27 protein-coding genes are annotated in these 23461 nt (G+C 60.7%); 18 read left to right on the forward strand and 9 right to left on the reverse strand.

Features of this window, described 5'->3' with window-relative positions; genetic code table 11:
* Window positions 1–122: 122 nt before the first annotated feature.
* Together M5G17_RS12825 and M5G17_RS12830 are read right to left on the reverse strand one after the other, a co-directional pair.
* Window positions 123–734, reverse strand: a complete 612-nt coding sequence (locus M5G17_RS12825; RefSeq protein WP_273893283.1) for a hypothetical protein — start codon at window positions 732–734, stop codon at window positions 123–125.
* Window positions 735–737: 3 nt separating this feature from the next.
* Window positions 738–1208, reverse strand: coding sequence for a helix-turn-helix domain-containing protein (locus tag M5G17_RS12830; protein WP_273893284.1), 471 nt, complete (start codon window positions 1206–1208; stop codon window positions 738–740).
* Window positions 1209–1239: 31 nt separating this feature from the next.
* On the opposite strand from M5G17_RS12830, the gene M5G17_RS12835 reads away from it, so the two are divergent.
* Window positions 1240–1452, forward strand: a complete 213-nt coding sequence (locus tag M5G17_RS12835; RefSeq protein ID WP_273893285.1) for a DNA-binding protein — start codon at window positions 1240–1242, stop codon at window positions 1450–1452.
* Between the two features lie 36 nt (window positions 1453–1488).
* Here M5G17_RS12835 and M5G17_RS12840 read toward each other — a convergent pair whose 3' ends face one another.
* Window positions 1489–1767: a hypothetical protein gene (locus tag M5G17_RS12840; RefSeq protein WP_273893286.1), complete on the reverse strand. Its 279-nt coding sequence runs from the start codon at window positions 1765–1767 to the stop codon at window positions 1489–1491.
* A gap of 111 nt (window positions 1768–1878) precedes the next feature.
* Between M5G17_RS12840 and M5G17_RS12845 the strand changes: the two genes are divergently transcribed.
* From M5G17_RS12845 to M5G17_RS12900, 13 genes are all read left to right on the forward strand, one after another.
* Window positions 1879–2358 (forward strand): hypothetical protein, encoded by a 480-nt coding sequence (locus M5G17_RS12845; protein ID WP_273893287.1) that lies wholly within the window; start codon window positions 1879–1881, stop codon window positions 2356–2358.
* Window positions 2355–2657, forward strand: coding sequence for a helix-turn-helix domain-containing protein (locus tag M5G17_RS12850; protein ID WP_273893288.1), 303 nt, complete (start codon window positions 2355–2357; stop codon window positions 2655–2657). The genes M5G17_RS12845 and M5G17_RS12850 overlap by 4 nt, the downstream gene beginning before the upstream one ends.
* Window positions 2658–2667: 10 nt before the next feature.
* A complete protein-coding gene (locus M5G17_RS12855; protein WP_273893289.1) occupies window positions 2668–3603 on the forward strand; it encodes a hypothetical protein in 936 nt (311 codons plus the stop codon).
* A gap of 3 nt (window positions 3604–3606) precedes the next feature.
* Window positions 3607–5382 (forward strand): integrase, encoded by a 1776-nt coding sequence (locus tag M5G17_RS12860; protein ID WP_273893290.1) that lies wholly within the window; start codon window positions 3607–3609, stop codon window positions 5380–5382.
* On the forward strand, window positions 5382–6563 hold the full coding sequence (locus tag M5G17_RS12865; RefSeq protein ID WP_273893291.1) for an ExeA family protein: 1182 nt from the start codon (window positions 5382–5384) through the stop codon (window positions 6561–6563). Before M5G17_RS12860 ends, M5G17_RS12865 begins: the two co-directional genes overlap by 1 nt.
* A gap of 1 nt (window position 6564) precedes the next feature.
* Window positions 6565–6882, forward strand: coding sequence for a hypothetical protein (locus tag M5G17_RS12870; protein ID WP_273893292.1), 318 nt, complete (start codon window positions 6565–6567; stop codon window positions 6880–6882).
* A gap of 81 nt (window positions 6883–6963) precedes the next feature.
* On the forward strand, window positions 6964–7590 hold the full coding sequence (locus M5G17_RS12875) for a DUF3164 family protein (protein WP_273893293.1): 627 nt from the start codon (window positions 6964–6966) through the stop codon (window positions 7588–7590).
* Between the two features lies 1 nt (window position 7591).
* Entirely contained in the window at window positions 7592–8278 is a 687-nt protein-coding gene (locus tag M5G17_RS12880) for a DUF2786 domain-containing protein (RefSeq protein WP_273893294.1), read from the forward strand.
* 3 nt (window positions 8279–8281) lie between these two features.
* On the forward strand, window positions 8282–8836 hold the full coding sequence (locus M5G17_RS12885) for a hypothetical protein (RefSeq protein WP_273893295.1): 555 nt from the start codon (window positions 8282–8284) through the stop codon (window positions 8834–8836).
* Window positions 8833–9273, forward strand: coding sequence for a gp16 family protein (locus tag M5G17_RS12890; RefSeq protein ID WP_273893296.1), 441 nt, complete (start codon window positions 8833–8835; stop codon window positions 9271–9273). The genes M5G17_RS12885 and M5G17_RS12890 overlap by 4 nt, the downstream gene beginning before the upstream one ends.
* Window positions 9270–9632, forward strand: a complete 363-nt coding sequence (locus M5G17_RS12895) for a Mor transcription activator family protein (RefSeq protein WP_273893297.1) — start codon at window positions 9270–9272, stop codon at window positions 9630–9632. The genes M5G17_RS12890 and M5G17_RS12895 overlap by 4 nt, the downstream gene beginning before the upstream one ends.
* Window positions 9633–9803: 171 nt before the next feature.
* Window positions 9804–9977, forward strand: coding sequence for an EF-Tu C-terminal domain-related protein (locus M5G17_RS27660; protein ID WP_420793407.1), 174 nt, complete (start codon window positions 9804–9806; stop codon window positions 9975–9977).
* 120 nt (window positions 9978–10097) lie between these two features.
* On the forward strand, window positions 10098–12185 hold the full coding sequence (locus tag M5G17_RS12900; RefSeq protein ID WP_273893298.1) for a putative bifunctional diguanylate cyclase/phosphodiesterase: 2088 nt from the start codon (window positions 10098–10100) through the stop codon (window positions 12183–12185).
* Here M5G17_RS12900 and M5G17_RS12905 read toward each other — a convergent pair whose 3' ends face one another.
* Complete coding sequence (locus M5G17_RS12905; RefSeq protein WP_273893300.1) at window positions 12186–12446, reverse strand: DUF1652 domain-containing protein; 261 nt, start codon at window positions 12444–12446, stop codon at window positions 12186–12188.
* A 307-nt stretch (window positions 12447–12753) separates the two neighbouring features.
* Here M5G17_RS12905 and M5G17_RS12910 point away from each other — a divergent pair, with 307 nt between their 5' ends.
* Window positions 12754–14010 (forward strand): pyridoxal phosphate-dependent aminotransferase, encoded by a 1257-nt coding sequence (locus M5G17_RS12910; protein ID WP_273893301.1) that lies wholly within the window; start codon window positions 12754–12756, stop codon window positions 14008–14010.
* Here M5G17_RS12910 and M5G17_RS12915 read toward each other — a convergent pair.
* Window positions 13936–14583 carry a DUF1345 domain-containing protein gene (locus M5G17_RS12915; RefSeq protein ID WP_273893302.1) on the reverse strand — a complete coding sequence of 216 codons (648 nt, stop codon included), beginning with the start codon at window positions 14581–14583 and terminating at the stop codon, window positions 13936–13938. The two genes, M5G17_RS12910 and M5G17_RS12915, sit on opposite strands and share 75 nt — an antisense overlap.
* A 118-nt stretch (window positions 14584–14701) precedes the next feature.
* On the opposite strand from M5G17_RS12915, the gene M5G17_RS12920 reads away from it, so the two are divergent.
* A complete protein-coding gene (locus M5G17_RS12920) occupies window positions 14702–15505 on the forward strand; it encodes a hypothetical protein (protein ID WP_273893303.1) in 804 nt (267 codons plus the stop codon).
* A gap of 182 nt (window positions 15506–15687) precedes the next feature.
* A complete protein-coding gene (locus M5G17_RS12925) occupies window positions 15688–16602 on the forward strand; it encodes a site-specific integrase (protein WP_273893304.1) in 915 nt (304 codons plus the stop codon).
* A gap of 198 nt (window positions 16603–16800) precedes the next feature.
* Here the strand turns inward: M5G17_RS12925 and M5G17_RS12930 are convergent, their stop codons facing one another.
* The 3 genes from M5G17_RS12930 to M5G17_RS12940 all read right to left on the reverse strand — a co-directional run bounded on the left by M5G17_RS12930 (window position 16801) and on the right by M5G17_RS12940 (window position 20278).
* Window positions 16801–17994, reverse strand: coding sequence for a hypothetical protein (locus M5G17_RS12930; protein ID WP_273893305.1), 1194 nt, complete (start codon window positions 17992–17994; stop codon window positions 16801–16803).
* 87 nt (window positions 17995–18081) lie between these two features.
* Window positions 18082–18549, reverse strand: coding sequence for a VOC family protein (locus tag M5G17_RS12935; protein ID WP_273893306.1), 468 nt, complete (start codon window positions 18547–18549; stop codon window positions 18082–18084).
* A 109-nt stretch (window positions 18550–18658) separates the two neighbouring features.
* Window positions 18659–20278 carry an NADP-dependent glyceraldehyde-3-phosphate dehydrogenase gene (locus M5G17_RS12940; protein ID WP_273893307.1) on the reverse strand — a complete coding sequence of 540 codons (1620 nt, stop codon included), beginning with the start codon at window positions 20276–20278 and terminating at the stop codon, window positions 18659–18661.
* A 140-nt stretch (window positions 20279–20418) separates the two neighbouring features.
* On the opposite strand from M5G17_RS12940, the gene M5G17_RS12945 reads away from it, so the two are divergent.
* The gene (locus M5G17_RS12945) at window positions 20419–22647 is read left to right on the forward strand and encodes a putative bifunctional diguanylate cyclase/phosphodiesterase (protein ID WP_273893308.1); all 2229 of its coding nucleotides are present in this window, start codon (window positions 20419–20421) and stop codon (window positions 22645–22647) included.
* A 90-nt stretch (window positions 22648–22737) separates the two neighbouring features.
* Here M5G17_RS12945 and M5G17_RS12950 read toward each other — a convergent pair whose 3' ends face one another.
* The gene (locus tag M5G17_RS12950; protein WP_273893309.1) at window positions 22738–23100 is read right to left on the reverse strand and encodes a profilin; all 363 of its coding nucleotides are present in this window, start codon (window positions 23098–23100) and stop codon (window positions 22738–22740) included.
* Window positions 23101–23461: the final 361 nt, after the last annotated feature.

Raw genomic sequence — 23461 nt, forward strand, 5'->3', positions numbered from 1 at the left:
TTATCACGGGACAGGCCCAGTACTTCAAAAGATTTCTCCTAAGTTCACAACCCGAGTACCAAGTTGTAGTTCTATCGGCTTTCCATGCGACACCGAAGTGTTTAAATCTTTGACGTTGTCGGTTACCTGAACCAGAACCTGTCCACGATGACGCCAAGCATGAATAGCCAGAAGGCATTCGACTTATAGGTCACCAGGAAGTCACGAAGGGGCAATCGTGCTGACAGTTCAGGTGCAGACGGAGGAAGAGACTGCTCCGTTTGCAGAGGCTGGATTTGAAAACTCTGGATAAACTCCAGTACCCGTTGCAGGTCTGGACGCTGAAGATTGGTGAGCTGAGTGCGCCCAAAAGTGACATCGCAGAAATTACTTAATTCGACTCTGGCGTCTTTTTCAGCAGCAGTCCGAAGAATCTTACCCACAAGCCGTCTTCTATCGGCGTCATCCATGAGCCGCTCTAAAAGGCAGGTGATTACTCGCCGTGCTTCACCGAGCTGATTCGACTGGATCTGATCGATGGACTTGACTGCCAGCTGAGCGTGCACGGCACGCCATACATCTCTGGGGTCTGCACCAAGCTCTTCGCACTTGGCCCGGAGTTCATGCAGCTCAGCCCGTTGAGCAGGCACCAAGACCTTGTCCTCTGGCCTTCCAGGGACTTGAATCTTGATATCCAAATTCTGGATATCTCCCGCAGCTACCTGCCCGACATGTCCACGAAACTCCTGACTCATGGGCTACTCCTTAGCCTTGTCATTCCCGACATTGAACACAACACCAGCAGTGTTGGTGACCCCGCCTTCAACAGCCTGACCTACCGGGCCATGAAAGGTCTGTTTAGCTGGCGCTGAGCCTGCAGTTACAACAGCGATAGCTGCAGCCTTAACAGCCAAAGGTGCCGCTCTGAATCTCTCCAGAAGCCTTGACTCATCTGGGGATAGCAATTCAGCGGACCGACTGCCGGTGACAATGTAGAGAACGTCTGCTCCCACCTTAGCAACCGCTTCCAGGTAATCAGCCCCTGGATATCGCTCTCCTTGCTCGTACTTCAGCTGGGCGAGTTTCTTCACTCCCCCGATGGCTCCGAACGCGGACTGACTAAACCCCAGCCGTTCTCGTTCCTGCCTCAACCGCTCACCGGTATTCAAAAGCATAACGCACCACTTGACAGGTATCTTTTTCGATACCATCATGATTGCCACAAACACACATTATCTTTGCATCACAGGAGCCACCACCATGGCCACCCATGCCAAAGCCCTAACCGCCGACCAGGTGAAAGAGAACTTTCGCCGGTCAGGCAAAACCATCACTGACTGGGCTACTGAGCACGGCTACACCCGCAACGAGGTGTACCGCGTCCTCAATGGCCAAGCCAAAGCTCACTACGGCAAAGCACACGACATCGCTGTAAAGCTTGGCCTCAAAACCAACGCTGCCCTTGCAGCATGAGGCCGCCCATGAAAGCAGAAGATATCCCGTATGGGTTCATCGTGACTTCCGCCGCCATTGGCTCGGGTTACGTTCGCGAGCCTTCACGTATCGATAATCAGCCAGCAGTTGATCAGCCAGATCTTCCAGTGTCCGAACCGCTGCTGCCCGACCAGTCAATTCAGGGTGCAGCCCCTGCGCAGCAATCCTCAGGTCTGCCTGCAGGCGCTGCTCATCCAACAGCGTCTGCCGTTGAAGCGTCCCGGCCAGAATCATCACGCTGCGGGCAATGCCCTCAATGCGGCCAGCCAGTTCATCAAAATCTTGCGTGGTCATCGCTATGACTCCGGTTGTCAATTTACAGCAAAAGTTTGCACCGGCAGTAATCCTTTTGCCCATGTGCAAAACCGCTATTTGTTTGGAAACACTTCCGCAAGGGGGCTTCCAATGAGCCGTCGTCGCTGGAAAGGCCTGCGCCCAACTTCGCTACGCCACGCACTAGAGCTGTGCAAGGACTATGCGCGGGAGAACCACAGCAAGGGGGTCGAGCGCATCGCCGACGAGATGGGGCTTGCCGATCACTGGGCTCTTTATAAGTGGTTACAAAGTGGCCGCATGCCCGCCAACCTGATCCGCCCCTATGAGCAGGCCTGTCGCTGTGACTATGTCACACGCTGGATAGCAGCCAGTGCCGGGCGGCTGACCATCGACATGCCGACTGGGCGTCACTGCCCAGCGCAGGACATGCACGCGCTGCAAGAGCTACTGAACACCGCCGCAGGCAAGTTGTTGGCGTTCTACGCCAAGCACAGCGAGGCCGACGAGACCTTGGCCGCTATTCAGGCAGCAATGGAGGGATTGGCCTGGCATCAGGGCAACGTCAGCCAGAGCCAACACCCACAACTTGAATTGGAGGGGCAGCCATGAGCCGCACCGTCTCTGCCGCTGCACGCGTGCTGCGTGTGCTCAAGGCGCTTAAAGGCCACACCGTGACCGGGTTGAGCAATACCGAACTGGCCCAGTTGACTGGGGATAGCCCTAGCAACATCACCCGTGCCATGCAGACCCTGATCGAGGAAGGCTTGGCGGTGAAGCTGGATAACGGGCGCTTTGCCCACTCAGTCGGGGTGTTACAGATCGCTCAGGCCCACGCCGAACACATGGCCCGCTTGCAGGGCCGGATGCAGGAAATCAATCAGCGTATTGCCGCTGGCTCGATGAACTAAGGGGATAGATATGGCACGTACTAAAGCTGCAGTACCAGAAGCGATTGAGCTGCCGGTGCTGGATGGGGAAATGCTGACTGCAAATCAGAATGCCATGGCAACGATGGCCGCCTCGCACAGCGAAGAGCGCGATTGGGTAAATCAGCTTCTTGGTCAAGTTCAGATGGCCAGGTCCTTCGCCCGTTTTGCCGACGTCGTCAGTTTGACTAAGTTGAAGCACGTCAAGGAAAGCAAGCTGTACCGGGCCTTGGCGGGCAAAAAGGCACTCGATCCCGATGGGAATGAAATTGCCGACGTCGGCACTTGGGACGGATTCTGTCAAGCGCTTGGCCTATCGCGCTCCAAGGTCGATGAAGACCTTACAAATCTATCCGCTTTTGGAGAGGAGGCTCTTAAACAACTTTCGGCTATTGGTGCGGGCTACCGCGAAATGCGCCAATACCGCCGCCTGCCCGAAGACCAAAAGTCGGCCCTGATCGAAGTTGCCAAGACCGGCGACAAGGACGCCTTTGTCGATCTGGCCGAAGAAATCATTGCCAAGCATGCCAGGGAAAAGGAAGAGCTTACTCAGCGCCTTGATGAAACCAATGCTGACTATGAAGCCCAGGCCGAAGTCATGGCCAAAAAAACCACCGAGCTGGACAAGACCAAGCAGGAGCTTGAGAAAACCCGCAAACGCATTCAGTCGATGCCTGCCAATGAGGCCGTGAGCGAGCTGCGCCAAGAGCTTGCGGCGGTGGCCTATGAGGCCGAAGCCACCATCCTGGGCGCGCTGCGCGAAGGCTTTACCAAGCTGGCTGAACACTCCATTTCCGGTGGGGAAGATCAGCGCCTGTTCAAGGCGAACCTGATCCGCCAGCTCGAAACCGTCTTGGCCGAAGTCCGCAGCGAGTTCCACTTGCCTGCAGAACTGGACGTCAATCCAGCCTGGCTAGAGCAGGCCTAAACCATGACGCCCATCCAAACACAACTTCTGGTCCAGATCGCACAACGGGCAGCCGATGCACCGCACGGCCAGCGCACTGCTGTGTACCAGGCGGGTGCGGTGGAACTGGGCGTGTCCGTACAGACCCTGCAACGCAAACTCAAGGAGGTCACTGTGGGTAAGCCACGCAAGCGCCGCAGCGATGCGGGCAACAGCGCGCTGCCCCTGGATGAAGCACGACTAATCTCGGCGGTGTTGCTGGAGTCGATCCGGGCCAACAACAAGCAACTCTCAACGATCGAGCGGGCCGTCGAGCGCTTGCGTAGTAACAACATGGTTCTGGCCGGTCGAGTCGATGAGGCAACCGGCGAGCTCCGTCCGTTAACCAGTGGCGCCATTGCCCGCGCTCTGCGGGCCTACAAACTTCATCCTGAACAGTTGCTACATGACGCGCCTGCAGTATCGCTGGCGAGCAAGCACCCCAACCATGTCTGGCAGGTCGATGCGTCGATTTCCACGCAGTTCTACCTGGCCGATGACGGTGCCCAAGCGATGAACAAGGCAGAGTTCTACGACGGCAAGCCGGGCAACCTGAAGAAGATCGAACGGCAACGGCTGTGGCGCTATGTCGTCACTGACCACACCAGCGGCACGTTGTACCTGGAGTACGTGTTGGGTGCTGAATTGGCTGAGAACCTTTGCTCGGTACTGATCAACGCTATGCAGAAGCGGCATGCCGTCGACCCATTCCATGGCGTGCCATGGATGCTGATGACCGACCCCGGTGCAGCCATGACCAGCGGAATATTCCGCAACCTGTGCCGGGCGATGAGCATCGAACTGATCATTAACCAGGTCGGCAACGCCCGCGCCAAGGGCCAGGTCGAGCAGGCGCACAACATTGTTGAGCGTGAGTTCGAGAGTGCTTTGAAGTTTCAGGCTGCTGAAAGCTTGGAGCAGATCAACGAATGGGCCGGTAAGTGGATGCGTTACTACAACGCAACGTCGATCCACACGCGGACACGCCGTACCCGCTTCGGCGTCTGGCAGATGATCACGGCTGAACAGTTGCGTCTGGCCCCCAGCGTTGAGGTTTGCCGTGACCTGGCCGTCAGCACGCCGGAACACCGCAAGGTCAGCACCTTGTTGCGGGTGTCGTTTCGGGGCGCGCAATTCGATGTCGGTTCGGTACCTGGCGTGATGGTCGGTGAACAGCTGTTGATTACCCGCAACTGCTGGCGCGATCAGGACACCGCCATTGCCGTACTGATCGGCGATGACGGGCGTGAGCACTATCACGTGATCGACAGGATCGGTGTCGATCAGTTCGGCTTCGCCGAGACCTCGGCCACTATCGGCGAGCAATACAAACGCCACGCCGAGACCCCGGCGCAGGTTTCACGCAAAGTCCTGGAGCAACTGGCCACGGGCACCACCAGTGAGGCTGATGCCGAGGCTGCGCGCAAGGCCAAGGCGGTGCCATTCGGTGGTCGCATTGATCCGCACAAACACGTGACCGACACCGTGCTCCCAGCCTACCTGCCACGTCGCGGTACCGAACTCAACGTTGGGGCACCCACGGTTGAGCTGGCGCCTCTGACACACGTCGAGGCAGCCAAAGTGCTGCGCCCTCGACTGGCCAATCTCTGGTCGGCTGACACCTTCAGCTGGCTGCAGCAGCGGTACCCACAGGGAGTACCTCAAGAACAGCTCGACGCTATCGAGGCCGAGCTCAAGCGACCTATGGAGGTCATGCGCACACCGCTGAGCCTGGTACGGGCAGCGGCTGGAGGTGAGTGATGTTGAAGTTAAAGCAAGTACTGCAAGACGTTGGCCAGCGCCAAGCGGCCTTGGCCGAATCGCTGAAGCTGAGTTCGGCAACGGTGGCTCAGTTGCTGAATCACGGCCAGTGGCCACGCAGCCTGGACAAGGCCGAGCTGCAAGCACGCATTAGCGTGTTCCTGGTCGATGTCGGTGCCAACGATGCCGATATCGCCAAAGCCTTTGAAGAAGTGGACCTGCCGTGCGCCAACACGGCAGATCCGGCCCTTTCGCAAGAGCCGTCCGGGGAGGACGAAACTATGTTACTGCCAAAGCAAACCCTGCTGCCAACTACTCGCAAAATGTTCAGCCTGTTCCGCGATCCGTTTGATGAGCTGCAAAGCGCCCAAGACATGTGGGTTAGCCCGGATATTCGCTACGTTCGGGAGGTGATGTATCAAACGGCGCGCCACGGTGGATTCTTGGCGGTCGAGGGGGAATCGGGCGCAGGCAAGAGCACACTGCGCCGTGACCTGGTCAACCGAATTGCTGAGAACAATGACCCGGTGATCATCATCGAGCCCTATGTCTTGGCCTCGGAAGACAACGACACCAAGGGCAAATCGCTGAAGAGCACTCACATTGCCGAGTCGATGATGGCGGCAGTGGCGCCCCTGGAGAGGGCCAAGAGCAGCCCTGAGGCACGCTTTGCCCAGTTGCACCGTGCCCTCAAGGAATCCCACGCGGCAGGCTATCGCCACTGCCTGGTGATCGAAGAGGCCCATAGCTTGCCGATTCCCACCCTCAAGCACCTCAAGCGCATTCTCGAATTGGAAGTCGGTTTCACCAAATTGGTCAGCATCATCATGATCGGCCAGCCAGAGCTGGGGGTGAAACTCAGCGAGCGCAACGCTGATGTGCGGGAAGTGGTCCAGCGCTGCGAGCGGGTGATCCTGGCGCCAGTTGAAGGTAGCCGCCTCGAAGAGTTCCTGAAGTTCCGCTTCGAGCGCGCAGGCAAGGCACTGGCTGAAGTGATTGATGCTTCCGGTATTCAAGCAATTGCTGCTCGACTTTCCCAACCGTCCCGCAGCGGTGGTCGGGATAAGCAGGTCTCGCTGTTGTATCCACTTGCCATTGGCAACCTGATGACCGCCGCGATGAACCTGGCAGCAGAGCTCGGCGCACCTGTAATCACTGCCGACGTCGTGAAGGGGGTGTGACATGCCAGCCATTAATGACATTCGCCCCCAAGGGCATGCGTCGATCAGCATTTTGGCCGAGGAGTTCCCGGTCAAGTTGTCGGCCTTCAATGAGCTGACCCGTGACATACGAGAAAGCGGCATTGAGGTTCTTCGCCTGGAGTTTGCAGACAACAAGATCTTCATCAGCCCGTTGAGCGTGGATCTGATGTCGCGCCGCTTCGGACATGAACTACGCGGGGTGCGCTACGCCACGGTTGGGCGTCGCACGCGGAACACTGTGACGATTCGAGGTGTGGATGTGGTGTGGCTCAGCTTGGTGAAGGAGCAGGATCAATGATCGCGCTCTGTTGGTTCACATACGTGTACGTGCTGGGCGGTCACGCCCCAACACGTCGGGTCAAGTTCAATGGAGCACATCATGTCTGACAAACAACAAACCGCAGTACCCGAAGGGTTCTGGCTTGACGCTCAAGGACGCTTGGTACCCGAAAGCATGGTCAAGCCTATCGACCAGGAGCGGGACCGTCTGGTGAAGCAGTTGGTTGACCGCGCCAGCAAACTCAGCACCGAGCTCGCAGACTTCAAGGCAGTGGCCTTCGGTGACATCGAGGCCTTCGTTGAGCTCAGTGCCGAGCAGTACAGCGCCAAGGTTGGCGGGAAGAAAGGCAACGTGACGCTGTACAGCTATGACGGGCGCTTCAAGATCCAACGTGCGGTGCAGGAGTCCATTGTGTTCGACGAACGCCTGCAGGCTGCCCGCGCCTTGATCGACGATTGCTTGCGTGATTGGACCCAGGGCGCTCGACCTGAGGTCGTTACCCTGGTCAATGATGCGTTCCGCACTGATACCAAAGGTGAGATTCGTACCGCCCGTGTGCTGGCCTTGCGCCGCCTGGAAATCCGCGATGAGCGTTGGCAACGTGCGATGACTGCCATCGGAGAGGCTTGCCAGGTGATTGGCTCGAAGTCCTACATCCGCGTTTATGAGCGGATCGGCGACTCGGACCAGTACAAAGCCATCAGCCTCGATATCGCGGGGGTATGACATGGACGACAACCGCATTCTCGACAAGATCAAAAAGTGCCTGGAGATGGCCAAGTCCAAGACCAGTAACCCCAACGAAGCCGAAATCGCATTGCGCCAGGCACGCAAGCTGATGGACCTGTACAGCCTGGAGATGGGTGATGTCATGGCCAGCATGGCTTCGGAATCCACCTTCCCAGCAGGCTCAGAAGGTAAGCCGCCTGCGTGGCGAGTGCGCCTTGTTGGCGTTTGCGGTGAGGCGTTCGGTACACGCCTGATCATTTCCCAACGTTGGCAGGGTGCGTACTTCATCATGGTTGGCTGTGGCCCAGCTCCAGAACTGGCTGGCTATGCGTACCAGGTACTGGGGCGCCAGCTCCAGAAAGCACGACGCGATTACTTGGCAACGCAAACTCGCTGCAAGCGATCAACCAAGGTCGCCCGTGGTGACCACTTCGCCAATGCTTGGATCGACGCGGTATATGACAAGGTCGCGGCCTTTGCCGGAGTTGAAGACAACATCGCCGAGGCCATTGAAGCCTATATGGCTAAGCACCATCCAGACCTGGGCACGTTCGAGATGAAGCGCCGCAAGCTCAAGGTGCGTGATGAAGGTGCTATTGATGCCGGATATGAGGCGGGCAAGTCGGCGAAGTTGCACCAGGCTGTGAGTCATACACCGCTTGTCCGCCTGACTGCCGGAGTCTAGGCCATGCGTATCCAATGCCCATGCTGCGGCGAGCAGTTTCCGCTAGAAGCCGGGTTTCTTGACGATGAGGGCAAGCGCTTGGCTGCCCAGTTCGCGGGGATGGAGCCGCGATTGGGCCGGGCTGTACTGGCGTATCTGCGTTTGTTCAGCCCGGCCAAGCGTGGCTTGCGGACCTCTCGGGCGATCAAGTTGGTTGAAGACCTGGTGCACCTGGTGGACTCCGGCAGTGTGACCCGCGACGCTCGCACCACTGATAGCAAACCGGCGACCGCTGTCGTCTGGGCTGCAGGTATTGATCAGATGTTGGCCCAGCGGGAGCGGCTCACACTGCCGCTGGAGAACCATCACTATCTGCGGGCCGTGGTGTACGGCATCGCCAGTGACCCACAGCAGGTTGCCAAAGTGCAGCCCCCGCGCCCCAGTAAGCCGCGCTCAAGGATGACCGCGCAGCAGTTACACCAGGAGCAGATCGGACGAATCAACAGCGACGTACTGCTCGGCATCCTGAGTAAAGAGGATGGCGAGCAACGCATTGCTGAGTTGGGAGCATCGGTATGACGAATGACAAAAGGAAGAGCCTGATCAAACTGATCCATGTCGCACGGCGTGAGTTGCAGATGGAAGATGACACCTATCGGTTGATGCTCGCGGGTATGCGGGAACTGGACGGCGCAACCTCGACCGCCGATTTGAGTGTTCCAAAGCTGATGAAGGTTTTGGAAGTACTTAAACAGAAGGGATTCAAGGTACGTCCAAACAAGGTTGGAACACGGCCAAAGGCAGATGATGGTCAGTCGAAGAAAATCCGCTCACTGTGGCTCGCGCTGCACGACATCGGGGCGGTTCGTAACCCATCAGAAGAAGCCCTAGCCAAGTTTGTCCAGGGCCGAACGGGTGTCGCTGCCTTGCAATGGCTGTCCACTGCGCAGGCCAGCCAAGTGATCGAACACTTGAAACAGTGGCAAAGCCGCATGACGCCAAAGGAGGTTGTATGAAGGAGATCAGCAGCACCGCTGGTGACTTGCTCCAGGCCTTAGCTGATCACGTGTCCCAGTCAGCAAAGGAAACTCTTCAGATCAGTGACGAGCAGGCTGAAGCGCATGGCATTGAAGTGGCGATGCAGATGGCATCTGTCTGGGGGGGCCAGCAACTGTACATTCCCAAGGGCATCCACCTGCAGGCGTCGAAACTGCATCAGCAGATCTTTGACGAATGGAAAGGACGTAACCAGCGCGAGATCGCCATGAAGCACGGCATCTCATTGGCGTTCGTTTACAAGGTGATCAAGCGGATGAGGCTGGCGGTCATCGCCCGCGATCAGGGCGACCTTTTTCACACCCATCTTGAAGAATAGGGCCAGGGGCAGTGATGCCCCAACCCTTGCACCACTTGCAACGTTATTGCAGTCTCTATCCCACCATGCCCCATCGTCTACCGGTTTGTCCCGGATTTATCTCAAGCCTTCCCTAGTATTTATCTCAGTCCTAAACACGAGACACTCAAGTTCCGCTTCAAGGGGACTGATGTGAGCGCAACTCATGAGCTTCGCAAGGGGGGTGAGCGCGAGATGCCAGGGCACAACATTCCAATGACTATCACCCTGAACAAAGCCATCGCACTGCACAAGGGGCTGCGCTTTTCTGTCCGTGCAGGGGAGCACACAGTCGGCATTGGCGTGGTAACCGAAGTCATCGAGTAGTTCGTCCTCCAGCGCTTTCCACTCGCCGAAAACTCCGTGCGTTTCGCCAAAGGTTGAGTACAATCATCGGCTTTTACCCGGGCCTTACCAGTGCTCGGCCTACGGGTTGTGGAAGGCCTCATGCTGATCGGTAGTTACTCGTCTTCGCTGGTGTTGATTTCGCTGTGCGTGGCCATCCTTGCTTCCTATACCGCCCTTGACCTGACCGGCCGGATCACCACCGCCACGGGCCGTGCGGTGTACCTGTGGATCGGTGGCGGGGCCATGGCCATGGGCACGGGGATCTGGTCGATGCACTTTATCGGCATGCTCGCCCTTAACCTGCCGATCGAACTGGGCTATGACATCACCCTGACCTTGCTGTCGCTGCTGATCGCCGGGCTGTCGTCAGGCTTTGCCCTGTGGCTGGTCAGCCAGCCGACCCTGCCCTGGCTGCAATTGGGCTTTGGCGCGCTGATCATGGGCACCGGCATCAGCAGCATGCACTACACCGGTATGGCCGCGCTGCGCATGGCGCCGGGCATCGACTATGACCCGACGCTGTTCAGTGCCTCATTGGTGATTGCCGTGGGGGCGTCGGCGGCGGCCCTGTGGATCGCCTTTCGCCTGCGCCAGCAAACCCTGTACGTGCGGCAGATCCGTGGCGGCGCGGCAATCATCATGGGCCTGGCGATTGTCGGCATGCATTACACCGGCATGGCGGCGGCGAATTTCCCTGAAGGCAGCTATTGTGGCGCCTTGGGCAGCGGCCTGAGCGGCAACGGCCTGGACTACCTGGTGCTGATCACCACCCTGGCGGTGCTGGCCGCCGCCTTGCTGACCTCGGTGCTGGATGCGCGCCTGGAAGCGCGTACCGCCGAGCTTGCCCGTTCGTTGACCCTGGCCAACCAGGAGCTGACCCAACTGGCCCTGCATGACACCCTCACCAGCTTGCCCAACCGTACGCTGCTGGCCGACCGCATCGACCAGGCGATCAACAAGGTGGCGGAGCAGGGCGGTTGTTTTGCCTTGATGTTCATTGACCTGGACGGTTTCAAACCGGTCAACGATGCCTTCGGCCATCACACCGGCGACTTGCTGCTCAGGGAGGTTGCCCTGCGTCTGCGCGGCCATCTGCACAGCCAGGACACCCTGGCCCGGATCGGAGGCGATGAGTTCGTGCTGCTGGTCGAGCTGCAGGAGGCCGATGACGCCGTGGGCGTGGCGGCCAAGCAGGTCAACCTGATCTCGCGCAACTTTCGCGTCGCCGAGCATAACCTGCAGATTTCGGCCAGTATCGGGATCGTCTTGTACCCAGGCAATGGCATCGACCAGCATGAACTGCTGCGCAACGCCGATGCCGCCATGTACCACGCCAAGAGCGCCGGCAAGAACGGCTACAGCTTTTTCGATGTGTCGATGAACAGCAACGCGCGCCTGCAGTTGCAACTGCTGCAAGACTTGCGCATAGCACTGGAGCAGGGCCAGTTCCGCCTGTATTACCAGCCCAAGTTCGATGCCCACGACTGCCAGCCAATCGGCGCCGAGGCGCTGCTGCGCTGGGAACACCCGCAGCATGGCCTGCTGCTGCCGGACCGCTTTATCGTCCAGGCGGAAAAGACCGGGTTGATTATCCCCATCGGCGAGTGGGTGCTGGATGAGGCGTGTCGGCAGATGCGCCTGTGGATCGACCAGGGCAACAGCAACTGGCGCATCGCCGTGAACCTTTCGGCTATCCAGTTCTGCCATACCGGGTTGGTCGAGAGCGTGGCCAGGGTGTTGGCCCGGCACCGCTTGCCGGCCAACAGCCTGACCCTGGAAATCACCGAGACCACCGCCATGCGCGACGCCGATGCCAGCCTGCAGGTGCTGCAGCAGCTCTCGGACATGGGTGTGGACCTGTCCATTGATGACTTTGGCACCGGTTACTCGAGTTTGATGTACCTCAAGCGCCTGCCGGCCAACGAACTGAAGATCGACCGTGGCTTTGTTCGCGACCTGGAGCAGGACAGCGACGATGCCGCCATCGTCTCGGCCATCGTTGCACTGGGCCAGGCACTGGGATTGCGGATTGTTGTTGCCGAAGGGGTGGAAACCGATCGCCAGCAGAGCTTTTTGACCCGCCTGGGCTGCGATTCGTTGCAGGGTTACCTGCTCGGCCAGCCGCAGCCGGCCGAGCGCTTCATCGCCGATATCGAACGAGGGCGCAAGGCCCAGGCCGCCAGCTGATCAGCCGACGGCGTGGAGGTTGCAGAGTGGCTGGAAGGCATCGAGTTCGGCCTCTACCGCCTCGATGATGCGCTCGACATCGGCCGCCGGCATCACGGTCGCACAGGGGATGCCGGCGATTGCCAGCAGGGTTTCGCCACTGGCCCGGTCGAACAGGCGCGCGACCATGCTGCGCGGCGCATCCATGCTGGCTTCAAAGCCCAGCGGATGAAAATGCCAGCGCATCATCTGGCAGGCGTTGGGGAACGTCAGCTTGTTCATGCCGGCCTCCTTGTACGGTGAACCTCACGCAAGAGTGGGCGGGTCACAGTGACCCGGACAGAAACCTAAACATAGCAGTACTGGCGCCAGTGTCCGGCGCCGATCATGACGGTTTTTCGATTGTTTGACCCAGGTCACGCCCGGTCGCGAAGGGTGGGAACAACTGCTCGTCCGGAGCAAACGTTTGCCGGGAATATTTCCCCGCCTGCAGCCTCGGCGTTCTGCTACTTTTACCGACAGTCGGCTGGGATGCTTGCCTGGGAGTTTCGGACCAATGGCACGTCCAGGTTCAGTCAAGGAGACCGTGATGCGTTATTCCGCGCTTACCCAACGTATCGCCGGTGACGGTGCTGCGGCCTGGAACATCCACTACCGCGCCGTCGAGCTGCAAGCCCAGGGCCGGGATATCATCCTGCTGTCGATTGGCGACCCGGACTTCGATACGCCAGCGCCCATCGTCGACGCCGCCATCGCCAGCCTGCGCGCCGGTCACACCCACTATGCCGACGTGCGCGGCAGTGAAGCGTTGCGCCGCGCCATCGCCCGCCATCACACCCGCCACAGCGGCCAGCCGGTCGACCCGCTGGAGGTGGTGGTGCTGGCCGGGGCCCAATGCGCGCTGTACGGCGTGGCCCAGTGCCTGTTCGATCCGGGTGACGAGGTGATCGTCGCCGAGCCGATGTACGTCACCTACGAGGCGGTGTTCGGCGCGTGTGCGGCCAGGGTGATCCCTGTACCCGTGCGCCCGGAGCAGGGTTTTCGGGTTGACCCGGACGACGTCGCCCGGTTGATCACGCCGCGTACCCGTGCGCTGCTGCTCAACAGCCCGCACAACCCCTCAGGCGCCAGCTTGCCCAAAGCCACCTGGCAGCGCCTGGCGAAGTTGTGCATCGAACACGACCTGTGGCTGATTTCCGATGAGGTCTACAGCGAGCTGCTGTACGACGGTGAGCACTTCAGCCCGGCCAGCCTGCCGGGCATGGCCCAACGCAGCGCAACCATCAACAGCCTGTCCAAGTCCCACGCCATGTCTGGCTGGCGGGTGGGCTGGGTGATCGGCCCGCAACGGCTCGCCGAGCACCTGAGCAACCTGGCCCTGTGCATGCTCTATGGCTTGCCCGACTTTATCCAGAACGCTGCCCAGGTAGCCCTGGAGCAGGACCTGCCGCAGGTGCGGCAGATGCGCGATACCTACCGCCAGCGCCGCGACCGGGTCTGCGCCAGCCTTGGGGGCTGCCCGGGCATTCGCGTGCACAAGCCCGATGGCGGCATGTTCGTGATGATCGATATCCGCGAGACCGGCATCGGCGCCCAGGCCTTTGCCGAGCGCCTGCTGGAGGAGCATGGCGTGTCGGTGCTCGCCGGTGATGCCTTCGGCCCCAGCGCCGCCGGGCACCTGCGCTTTGGCCTGGTGCTCGACAGCGAGCGCCTGGTGCAGGCCTGCCAGCGCATTGCCCGCTGCGCGGTGCAGGTGCTCGAAGGTGTGCCGTCAGTTCAGCAAGCCGGCGGCAATGTTGATGGTAAAGCCCAGAATCGCAGTGTTGAACACGAAGCCTACCAGTGAGTGGGCCAGTACAATGCGGCGCATCTGCCGGTCGGCAACGCCGACGTCCGAGGTCTGTACGGCAACGCTGAGGGTGAAGGAGAAGTACAGAAAGTCCCAGTAATCAGGGTTCAGTTCACCGTCGGCAAATTGCAGCAACGGCGCTTTGCTGCCAGTGGTGTAGTACAGCCTGGCGTAATGCAGGCTGAAGATCATGCCAATCATCAACCATGAGCCGGCCACAGTGAAGCCGGTATAGAGGTAGTGCAGCAGTTGCGGGCCGCCGCTCAACCCGCGGCTGGCCGCCAGTTGCAAGGTGACCGCGGCAAGGCTGGCGACTGCCGCGATGCTGACGGTCAGCAGCACCAGCCCGGCGTTTTCATCCTCGATGCAGGCAACTTTGCGCACCTTCTCGGGGCTGGCGCGCAGGGTCAGCCACAGCACCAGCACCAGGTACAACCAGACACCGACGTTCCAGCCAGTAAGGATCTGCTGAACCAGGCCCTGGGCCGGGATCAGCCAGCCGGCCAGGCCGCCAACCACGGCAGAAAAACTCAAGCGCGGGTGAGTGCGGGTCAGTCGATGGAGAGCCATGGTGCCTCAGGTCAGGGAGTACCTGGGCAACTGTAGCCCATCAAATCGCCAGCAGCGCGCGGAAGTGCTTGCTGACCGGCCTTGCCTTGGGCATCCTGCGCGCCTTGCTCGTTCATGGATGACGCCTTCTTTGTTTGCCCCCTCTTTACGCCTGGCCGCTTGCGCCCTGGGTGCTGCCCTGACCCTCGGCGGTTGCACTCACGGTATCGACTCGATGCCGCTGGAATTCAGCTCGTTCACTTACAACAACGGTGCCTACTACCTGCGTTTTCGCAGCGACGAGGAGATTGTCAGCCTGTTCGAACGGCACACCGGTGATGGGCAGATTGGTGAGTGGTTTACCTGCGCCCTGGACGATGACCAGGATTTCACTGTTGGCCATGCGATGATCTACAGCCTGGTCGGCGGCGTGGACTTTGAGGGCATCTCCGAGATCAAGGGCTACAACTACGTGGTCCAGGCGAGCTTCTACAAGACCACCCCGGACCGCACCACCCGCACCGATCTGCTCAAACCGGCGATTCATCGGCTGCTCGAAGGCAAGACCCACATCCCCTGCAAGCTCAGCATCACCGCCTTTCTGTACAACGCCTACTACTCGAAAACCCTGCAGTTGCCGGTCAACCAGGTGCTCGCGGAAGTGGCCAGGCATCGCGACCGCCTGCCGGAGTGGGTACCCGACCCCATAGTGATCGGTCGTCCGCCACTGGTGCCGCAGATCGAGGCGCTGCCGCTGTACACGGCCCGACTGCAAATCATTGATAACGACACCGGCAGGCCACGCAGCTACGCGTCGTATTCGGTCAAGCGCGGTGACGGCTACCTGGAGTACGGCAAGGCCGATTTCGACGGCATGACCCATGAAGTCCTGTCGCTGACCCGGGAAACGATAAAGCTGTACGTGGAAGATCCGGTGCCATGAAATTGCCCTCAATCGATTCCAGGGGCATCAATGAGGTACTATCGGGATTCTTGCCGTGGCTAAAAAGACTTGCCAATCAATGACCTGATTGTGATGCAGGTCAGTGGCCACGGTGTTGTCATGCGTCAGACTGGCCCGTTGCAGGCCCACTGACCACTGCTGTGCCCTACAGGATTTCCGGTTTGTCCGATTCACTGCAAAACCCCTTGCTGCAATACCTCGCCCGCCTGGCGCCTTCCAGCCAGTTGACCATGAAGTACATCCTTCAGGACGCCGCCGACCGCCTGGATTTTGAGGATTGCGACATCGCTGAGGTGCCCTGGCACCAGCTCAAGCCCGGGCATGTCACTGGCCTGGTGGCAGCCTTGCGCGCCGATGGCTTTGCCCCCAACACCTCATCGTTGTATGTCAACGCGGTGCGCGGGGTGATGAACGAAGCCTGGCGCCTGGGCCTGGTCAGCCAGGAGCAGCTGTTGAGAATACGCACGGTCAAGCCGATCCAGGGCACGCGCCTGGCGGTCGGGCGTAACCTCAAGCGCAGCCTGATCCGCGAGCTGATGGAAGCCTGCGCCGCCGACCCTCGGCCCCAGGGCCTGCGTGATGCGGCGGTGATTGCCTTGTTGTACGGCACCGGCATGCGCAAGTCCGAGTCGGTCAATTTGAGCCTGAGCCAGGTGGATTTCGACGAGCGCAGCCTGCAAGTGCTGGGCAAGGGCAACAAGCAACTGATCAAGTACGCACCCCCCTGGGCCTTCGAGAAACTCAATGCCTGGCTTGCGTTTCGCCGCGAGCAACTGCCTGAAGGGCAGGCGGATGATGAGTTTCTGTTCAACCGCATCCGCCGTGGCAGCCACATCACCCGCGAACGCATCACCAAGCACGCGATCTACTACATCGCCCGCCAGCGCGGCACCCAGGTTGGGGTAAAGATCATGCCCCATGATTTTCGCCGCTCGTTCATTACCCGGGTGATCGAGGAGCATGACCTGTCGATTGCGCAGAAGCTTGCCCACCACAGCAACATCCAGACCACCGCCAGCTACGACATGCGCGACGACAACGAGCGGCGGCGGGCGGTGGATCGTTACGATTACTGACTGTATGCATGTTTCTATGCCGGGGGCGGCGGTGGGAGCGGGCCTTGCCCCGCGATTCGTGCGCGCAGCTGTCGCAATCTGGTCAGCATGTACAGGTCTCATCGCGGGGCAAGTCGGGTCGCCGCATCGCCGCTCCCACAATGAGGCTTTTCCAGGGACTATAGAATCTCCCAGAGTAAGGACTGTCACCCAAAAGCGCTACTCGCGGCCGCGCATGAAGAACCCGGCCACGTATTTGCGGAAGGTGTCCAGGCTCTTGAAGTCGGCATAGCGTTTGAAGGTCTCGCCTTCAGGCTCAGGCCCCAGCGGTTGCTCGGTCAGCGATACCGACAGGACCCGGTCCTGATCGGAGCTCAGTACTAGCGCATCCATGCCCTGGCCGCCCAGCACCGGCCTGCGCATGATCACCTTGACGCCCTTGCTGGCCATCCAGTCGATCAGTGACACGAGCATCTTCAACGGCTCGCGCTCTTCATCGCGATACACCGGGAACATCTGCCCACGGGACAACACCGGCACGCTAGCGACATGGATCAGTTCGTAGAAGTGACTGCCGGCGCTGGCCGGTGAGTAGATCGCCAGAGCCAGCAGCGGCCCCGGCGTCTTGCTGCCGCCCCAGAGCAGGTGATGGCCCTGGAAGTCGAAGCCGTCCGCACTGCGTTCGTTGAACACCTTGCGCGCTTTGATCTGGCTGACGCAATCGAGCAGCAAACCATGCCGGCGATGGTTGCCAAAGGCGCTGGACTCACGCAGCCGTGCCTTGAGCATCATCATGTGCTTCATATCCAGGCGGGTTTCCAGGTAGTTGCTGGCCGGCACCCGCTCGATCAACGGGTAACGGCTGGCCACCCCGCGCAGTTCGGCGAACTGTCCGGTCAGGTCCTTTTTTAGCTGCGTGGCGTATACGTTCAGGCCGCTGGCCTCGATCAGGGTCAGCAGCAGCGACAGCAACCGCTGCTGTTCGCGCTTGTCGCCCGTGCCTGGTGACTCGCTGCTGGTGTCGCTGGCACGCCTGAAGTCGCCAATCAGGCGCAACGGCGCATCGGGCACAAGCCAGGCCGCGGGTGGCGCGTCGTGGTCACTGTCGCGGTTGCCGCTCTCACGCTCATCCTTGATGAATGCGCAGTCAGGTGCGTGCTCGGCGGTACCGGGGTTGTTCTTGAGGAACAGGGTGCCGGTACTGCCATTGAGGTTGACGTTGAGCACCGGCAGGGCCTTGGGCTGGCAATCGCAAGCCAGCCAGTGGCCATTGGCGCGCACTTTCGTCAGCAACTGGTTGGCCTGCAGCAGGCGCGGGCCTTCGAGGTTGCCCTGGACAAAACCACGCAGCAGCTCGTCTTCGGCTGGGGTGAGGGTGCGCACCAGCGCGGTGTTTTTTTCGATGATTCGCATGGACAATCCTGGCCAGCCTTCCTTTGCCTGCCACCTTAATGCAAAGCCCGGCTGACGAACATGCCCGCCAGCCGAACCAGGCGCTGTTTACTGGCCGCCGAACAGCTTGGCGGCGCGGGCGCGGATCTCTTCCACGCTGAGGTCTTCCTTGTGGGTGGAGACGTACCACAGGTTGCCGAACGGGTCTTCGAGGCTGCCGCTACGGTCGCCGTAGAATTGGTCCGTGACTGCAGTGAGCTGCTTGGCGCCGGCAGCGATGGCCTGGGCGAACACTTTGTCGGCGTCCTCGACATACAGGTGCAGGCCGATACCCACGCCTTTGCCCGGCTGGTTGCCCTTCAGATTGCCAGACTCTGGGCACGGCTCGGCGAGCATCAGCGAGGAGTCGCCGATTTTCAGCTCGGCATGGCCGACGCGCCCATCAGGGCCGTCGAGGCGGAACATCTCGACCGCACCGAAGGCTTTTTTGTAGAAATCGATGGCCTCGGAGGCCCCCTTGATGCCCAGGTAGGGGGTAATGCTGTGCTGCCCTTCGGGGATTGGTTTGACTGCCATTTTATGGATCCTCCTTTAACGCGCCGCAGGGTGAGTGGCGCGAGGCTGTATATTTGTACAGTTTCGGCCATTGCGCAAATCAAAACCTGCGGCGCGGGACGGACGGTGCTCAGAAAATGTAGTCGGTGGTCAAAAAGCTCGACTCGCGATTGCGGATGATGTCGCTGATCAGTTGCTTGTTGCTGTCCTGGAACTTGGTCGCCACCAGGGTGCGGATCGAGAACACCCGCAGCGCGTCATGCACCGACAGGGTGCCTTCGGCAGAGTTTTTGCGGCCGTTGAACGGGTAGGTGTCCGGGCCCCGCTGGCACTGGGCGTTGAGGTTGATGCGGCCGACCTGGTTGGCGAAGGTGTCGACCAGCCGGCCAACCTCTGCCGAATTGTTGCCGAAGATGCTCAGCTGTTGGCCGAAATCGGAATCGAGCACGTAATCGATCACCGTCTGCAGATCGCGGTAGGGCACCACCGGCACCAGCGGGCCGAACTGTTCTTCCTGGTACACACGCATCCGCGCATTCACCGGGTACAGCAGAGCGGGGTAGAAGAATGAACCCCGGCTGGCGCCACCGCCTTCATTGAGGACCCTGGCGCCTTGGTCCACGGCATCGGCCACCAGGCCGTTGAGGTAGTCGATCTTGCCGGCTTCGGGCAGCGGCGTCAGGGCCACGCCCGGCTCCCAGGGCATGCCTGGCTTGAGCGCGGCCAGTTTGCGCTGGAATTTTTCCAGGAAACTGTCAACCACGTCTTCATGCACGAACAGGATCTTCAGCGCCGTGCAGCGCTGGCCGTTGAACGACAGGGCGCCGGTGACCGATTCATTCACCGCGTTGTCGAGGTCGACCTCGGGCAGCACGATCCCCGGGTTCTTCGCATCCAGACCCAAAGCTGCGCGCAGGCGGTGCGGGCGCGGGTGGAGTTTTTTCAGGTCGCTGGCGGCCTTGTTGGTGCCGATGAAGGCAAACACGTCGATCTTGCCACTGGCCATCAGCGCACTGACGGTCTCGCGGCCACGGCCATAGATGACGTTGATCACCCCGGCCGGGAAACTGTCGCGGAACGCTTCGAGCAACGGCCGGATCAGCAGCACGCCGAACTTGGCCGGCTTGAACACCACGGTGTTGCCCATGATCAGCGCCGGGATCAAGGTGGTGAAGGTTTCGTTCAGCGGGTAGTTGTAGGGGCCCATGCACAAGGCCACGCCCAGTGGCGCGCGGCGGATCTGGCCAAGGGTGTCCTGCTCCAGTTCGAAGCGGCTGGAGCGCCGGTCCAGTTCCTTGAGCGCGCCGATGGTATCGACGATGTAGTCGCAGGTGCGGTCGAACTCCTTTTCCGAGTCTTTGAGGTTCTTGCCGATCTCCCACATCAGCAGCTTGACCACCGCCTCGCGCTGCGCGCGCATCTTGCCCAGGAAGGTTTCGACATGCTGGATGCGCTCGGCCACGCGCATCGTCGGCCAGGCGCCGCGGCCCTTGTCGTAGGCCTGCACGGCGGCGTCCAGGGCGGTGAGGGCGGTGTCGGCATCGAGCAGCGGGGTGTTGCCGAGGATCACCTGACGCTCGTCGTCGCCCTCCTTGAGCCACACCGGGCTGCGCACCGTGGCCAGCGGCCCGTCCCAGCGCTGCAACTGGCCATTGACCAGGTACTCGCGTTGCTCCAGCGGTTCACCCAGGCGGTACGCCTCGGGAATCTGGTTGGCAGTGGGAAACAGCGAATCGAGCAGACGGTCCATGGGCGCAGCACCTCTTTTTCTGTGATGGGTGAAACGTTTCAGTTCGAGCATAACGCCAGCTTGCCAATAAAAGCCAGCCCGGCTCAACATTGCGCCCAAGACGCCGATAACGCAGTAATGCGCTGCGAAATAACGGACCCATGAGCACAAGAACCCTCGCCCTCGATGACCGCCTGGCCTTGCCCACACATCTGCGCACCACCCTCAATCGTCTGTTGCCGGTAGGCTTTGCCCTGGTCGGCATCGGCCTGTCGGTGGTGCTGGGGCGCCTGGATGTGCAGCGTCAGGAAGCCGAACTGATCGCCAACGCCAGCGCCCGGTTGTCTGGTGTGCGCGCAAGCCTTGAAGCGCAGTTGCGCTCGGCCTTCGGCGAAACCGAGGGGATTGCCCAGCTGATCAGCACCGACGGAGAAATCAGCCCCGCGCACTTTCATGACATGGCCCGCCAGGCGATTGCCTCGGTGCCGCATATTCGTCATGTGTCCCTGGCCCCGGGCGATGTGATCGCTGACATCTACCCCCTGCACGGCAACCAGAGCGTGCTTGGTGTCGACTATCGCCACCTGCCCGACCAATACCCGCTGCTGCAACGCGCCCGCGACAATTCCAGCGCGGTACTGGCCGGGCCGGTGCAGTTGTTCCAGGGTGGACGCGGGCTGATCTACCGCCGCCCGGTGTTCCTCAAAGGCCACAAGGGCGTGAAGCTGTACTGGGGCAATGTTTCCATCGTCGCCGATATCGACCGCTTGCTCAGCACCGCCGGCCTCGACCTTGACCCGGGTTTTGAACTGGCCTTGCGCGGCGCCGACGGCCAGGGCTCGGCGGGCGGGATGATCTGGGGCGACCCGGCGCTGTTCGCCCAGCACCCGGTGACAGTCAATGTCGATGTGCCGGGCGGGCTCTGGCAACTGGCGGCGAGCCCCTTGGGCGGCTGGCCGTCAATGAGCCTGTTCGCCTCGCCACTGTTCCTCTTTGCCCTGACCTGCACCGGGCTGTTCAGCGTATTCGTCGCCCAGCTCAACCGCAGCAACCACTTGATCAACCTGCGCAACCATGAACTCAGGCAGTCCCAGGCTGAGCTCGAACGCCTGGCCCATTACGACGGCATCACCGGCTTGCCCAATCGCCTGCGCTTTCACCAGCAGCTGCTTGAGGCGATCAATGGCGGTGAACGCCTGGCGGTGCTGGTACTGGACATCGACGGCTTCAAGCAGGTCAACGACAGCCTCGGTCATGCCATGGGCGACTTGTTGCTGCAGCAGGCCACCGCCCGTTTTCTGCAGGTCAACGAAGATCGCGACAGCGTCTGCCGGCTGGGGGGCGACGAGTTCGCCTTTGTCCTCAAAGGCCCCGAGCCGCGTTGCCTGGCCCAGGTGCAGGCCTTGTTGCAGACGTTGCAGCAACCTTTCGACCTCAAGGGCAGCGCCGCCCTGGTCACCGGCAGTATCGGCCTGGCCTGGTGCCCCGAGCATGGTCAGAGCAGCGACCGCCTGCTGCGCCATGCCGACACCGCGATGTACGCGGCCAAGGAGAGCGGGCGCAATGCCTACCGCCTGTATCACCCGGACATGACCCAGCGCCTGCAAGCGCGCCTGGCCCTGGAACACAACCTGCGCCGGGCTTTGCGGCACAACGAGTTCGAGCTGTGGTTCCAGCCCAAGGTCGACCTGTTCAGCGGCCAGGTGCAGGGCGCCGAGGCCCTGGTGCGCTGGCGCGACCCGGAGCATGGGCTGATCTCGCCGGGCGAGTTCATCCCCCTGGCCGAGCAGACCGGCCTGATCATCCCCCTGGGCGAGAAGATCCTGGACCTTGCCTGTGCCCAGATCGCCGCCTGGCGCGCCGCCGATTGCCTGCCGGGGCCGGTGGCGATCAACGTCGCGGCCTTGCAGATCGAGCGCAGCGACTATGTCGCCAGCCTGTCGCGGGCCTTGCAGCGCTATGACCTGCCGCCGACCCTGCTGGAAGTGGAAATTACCGAGAGCCTGCTGATGGAAAGCCAGCAGCATGCCTGTGCGGTGCTGGCGCAGTTGCAACAACTGGGGGTGACCACGGCGGTGGACGACTTTGGCACCGGCTACTCGTCGCTGGCTTACTTGAAGATGCTGCCGATCAACCACCTGAAGATCGACCGTGCCTTCATCAAGGACCTGCCCGATGACGATGATGGCGTGGCGATCACCCGGGCGATCATCGACCTGGGCCACGCCCTGGGTTTTCGCATCACCGCCGAAGGCATCGAAACCCGCGAGCAGTACGCGTTCTTGCGCAATGCCGGCTGTGACCAGGGTCAGGGTTTTGTCATCGGCCGACCGATGCCGGCCGAGCAGTTCCAGCAGTGGCTGGCGCAGGGGCGGGTGTGCCTGGCGTAGTGGCGGTGATGTGGTGGTGGGAGCGGGCTTGACCCGCGATGCGATGTGGCTGCCAGGCCTCAATCGCGGGGCAAGCCCGCTCCCACTGGGTCAGTTCGCAGACTCGCGCAACTGAGCGGCCAAACAGGTAATGGGTGATCGATGAGTCGACCCTTCACCCAGCGCGATCAGGATCACATCCCTGACCTTTTCGCAGTAGGCGGTCAGCGATCCATTCGCCCCTCTGATGGACACTTCATTCTTTTCAAGGCAGTGGTATTCAGTGTTGTTCAGATAAAAGCGTGCTGGCAGTTCGCTCTGCCCGGCAAAAAACCGAGCGATTGAATGTACTTCTGCTTGCGTGGCGAAGAAGCCGGAGGAGTGGCTGTAGACCCTGCCGTCCAGCCCGGCTACGGCAGCTTCCGATAGATCGGCGCGGGTCATCTGGTCGACGTACAGTATCCAGTCCCACATGCTTGTCTCCCTACGCTTACTGACTCTGTTGCCATTAGTACAGGGCGCTTGCTGTTTGCATTCTTCAGGCGCAAATCAAACTTGTCACCTGATAAAAATGGTAGTTGTTAACAGCAAACGCCTGTTTTGATTAAATACGTGGAGGTTGGTCACCCACCGGCAATGGCAACTCCAACAACTCGCCTGCTGGCCGCCCCAGGGCCTGGGCGCGGAACGCCGGGTCCTGGTCCATGCGTTCGAGCCGTTGCCACAACCGCTGCTGGGCCTGCTGCGGATCGCGCGCGAAGGCATCGTCCAGGGTCAGTACCCGCAGGTCGCGCCGGTAGCCCAGGGGCAAGCGGTTCCACACCTGTAACTGCGT

The organism is Pseudomonas rubra, from assembly GCF_028656935.1.
GTDB lineage: Bacteria > Pseudomonadota > Gammaproteobacteria > Pseudomonadales > Pseudomonadaceae > Aquipseudomonas > Aquipseudomonas rubra.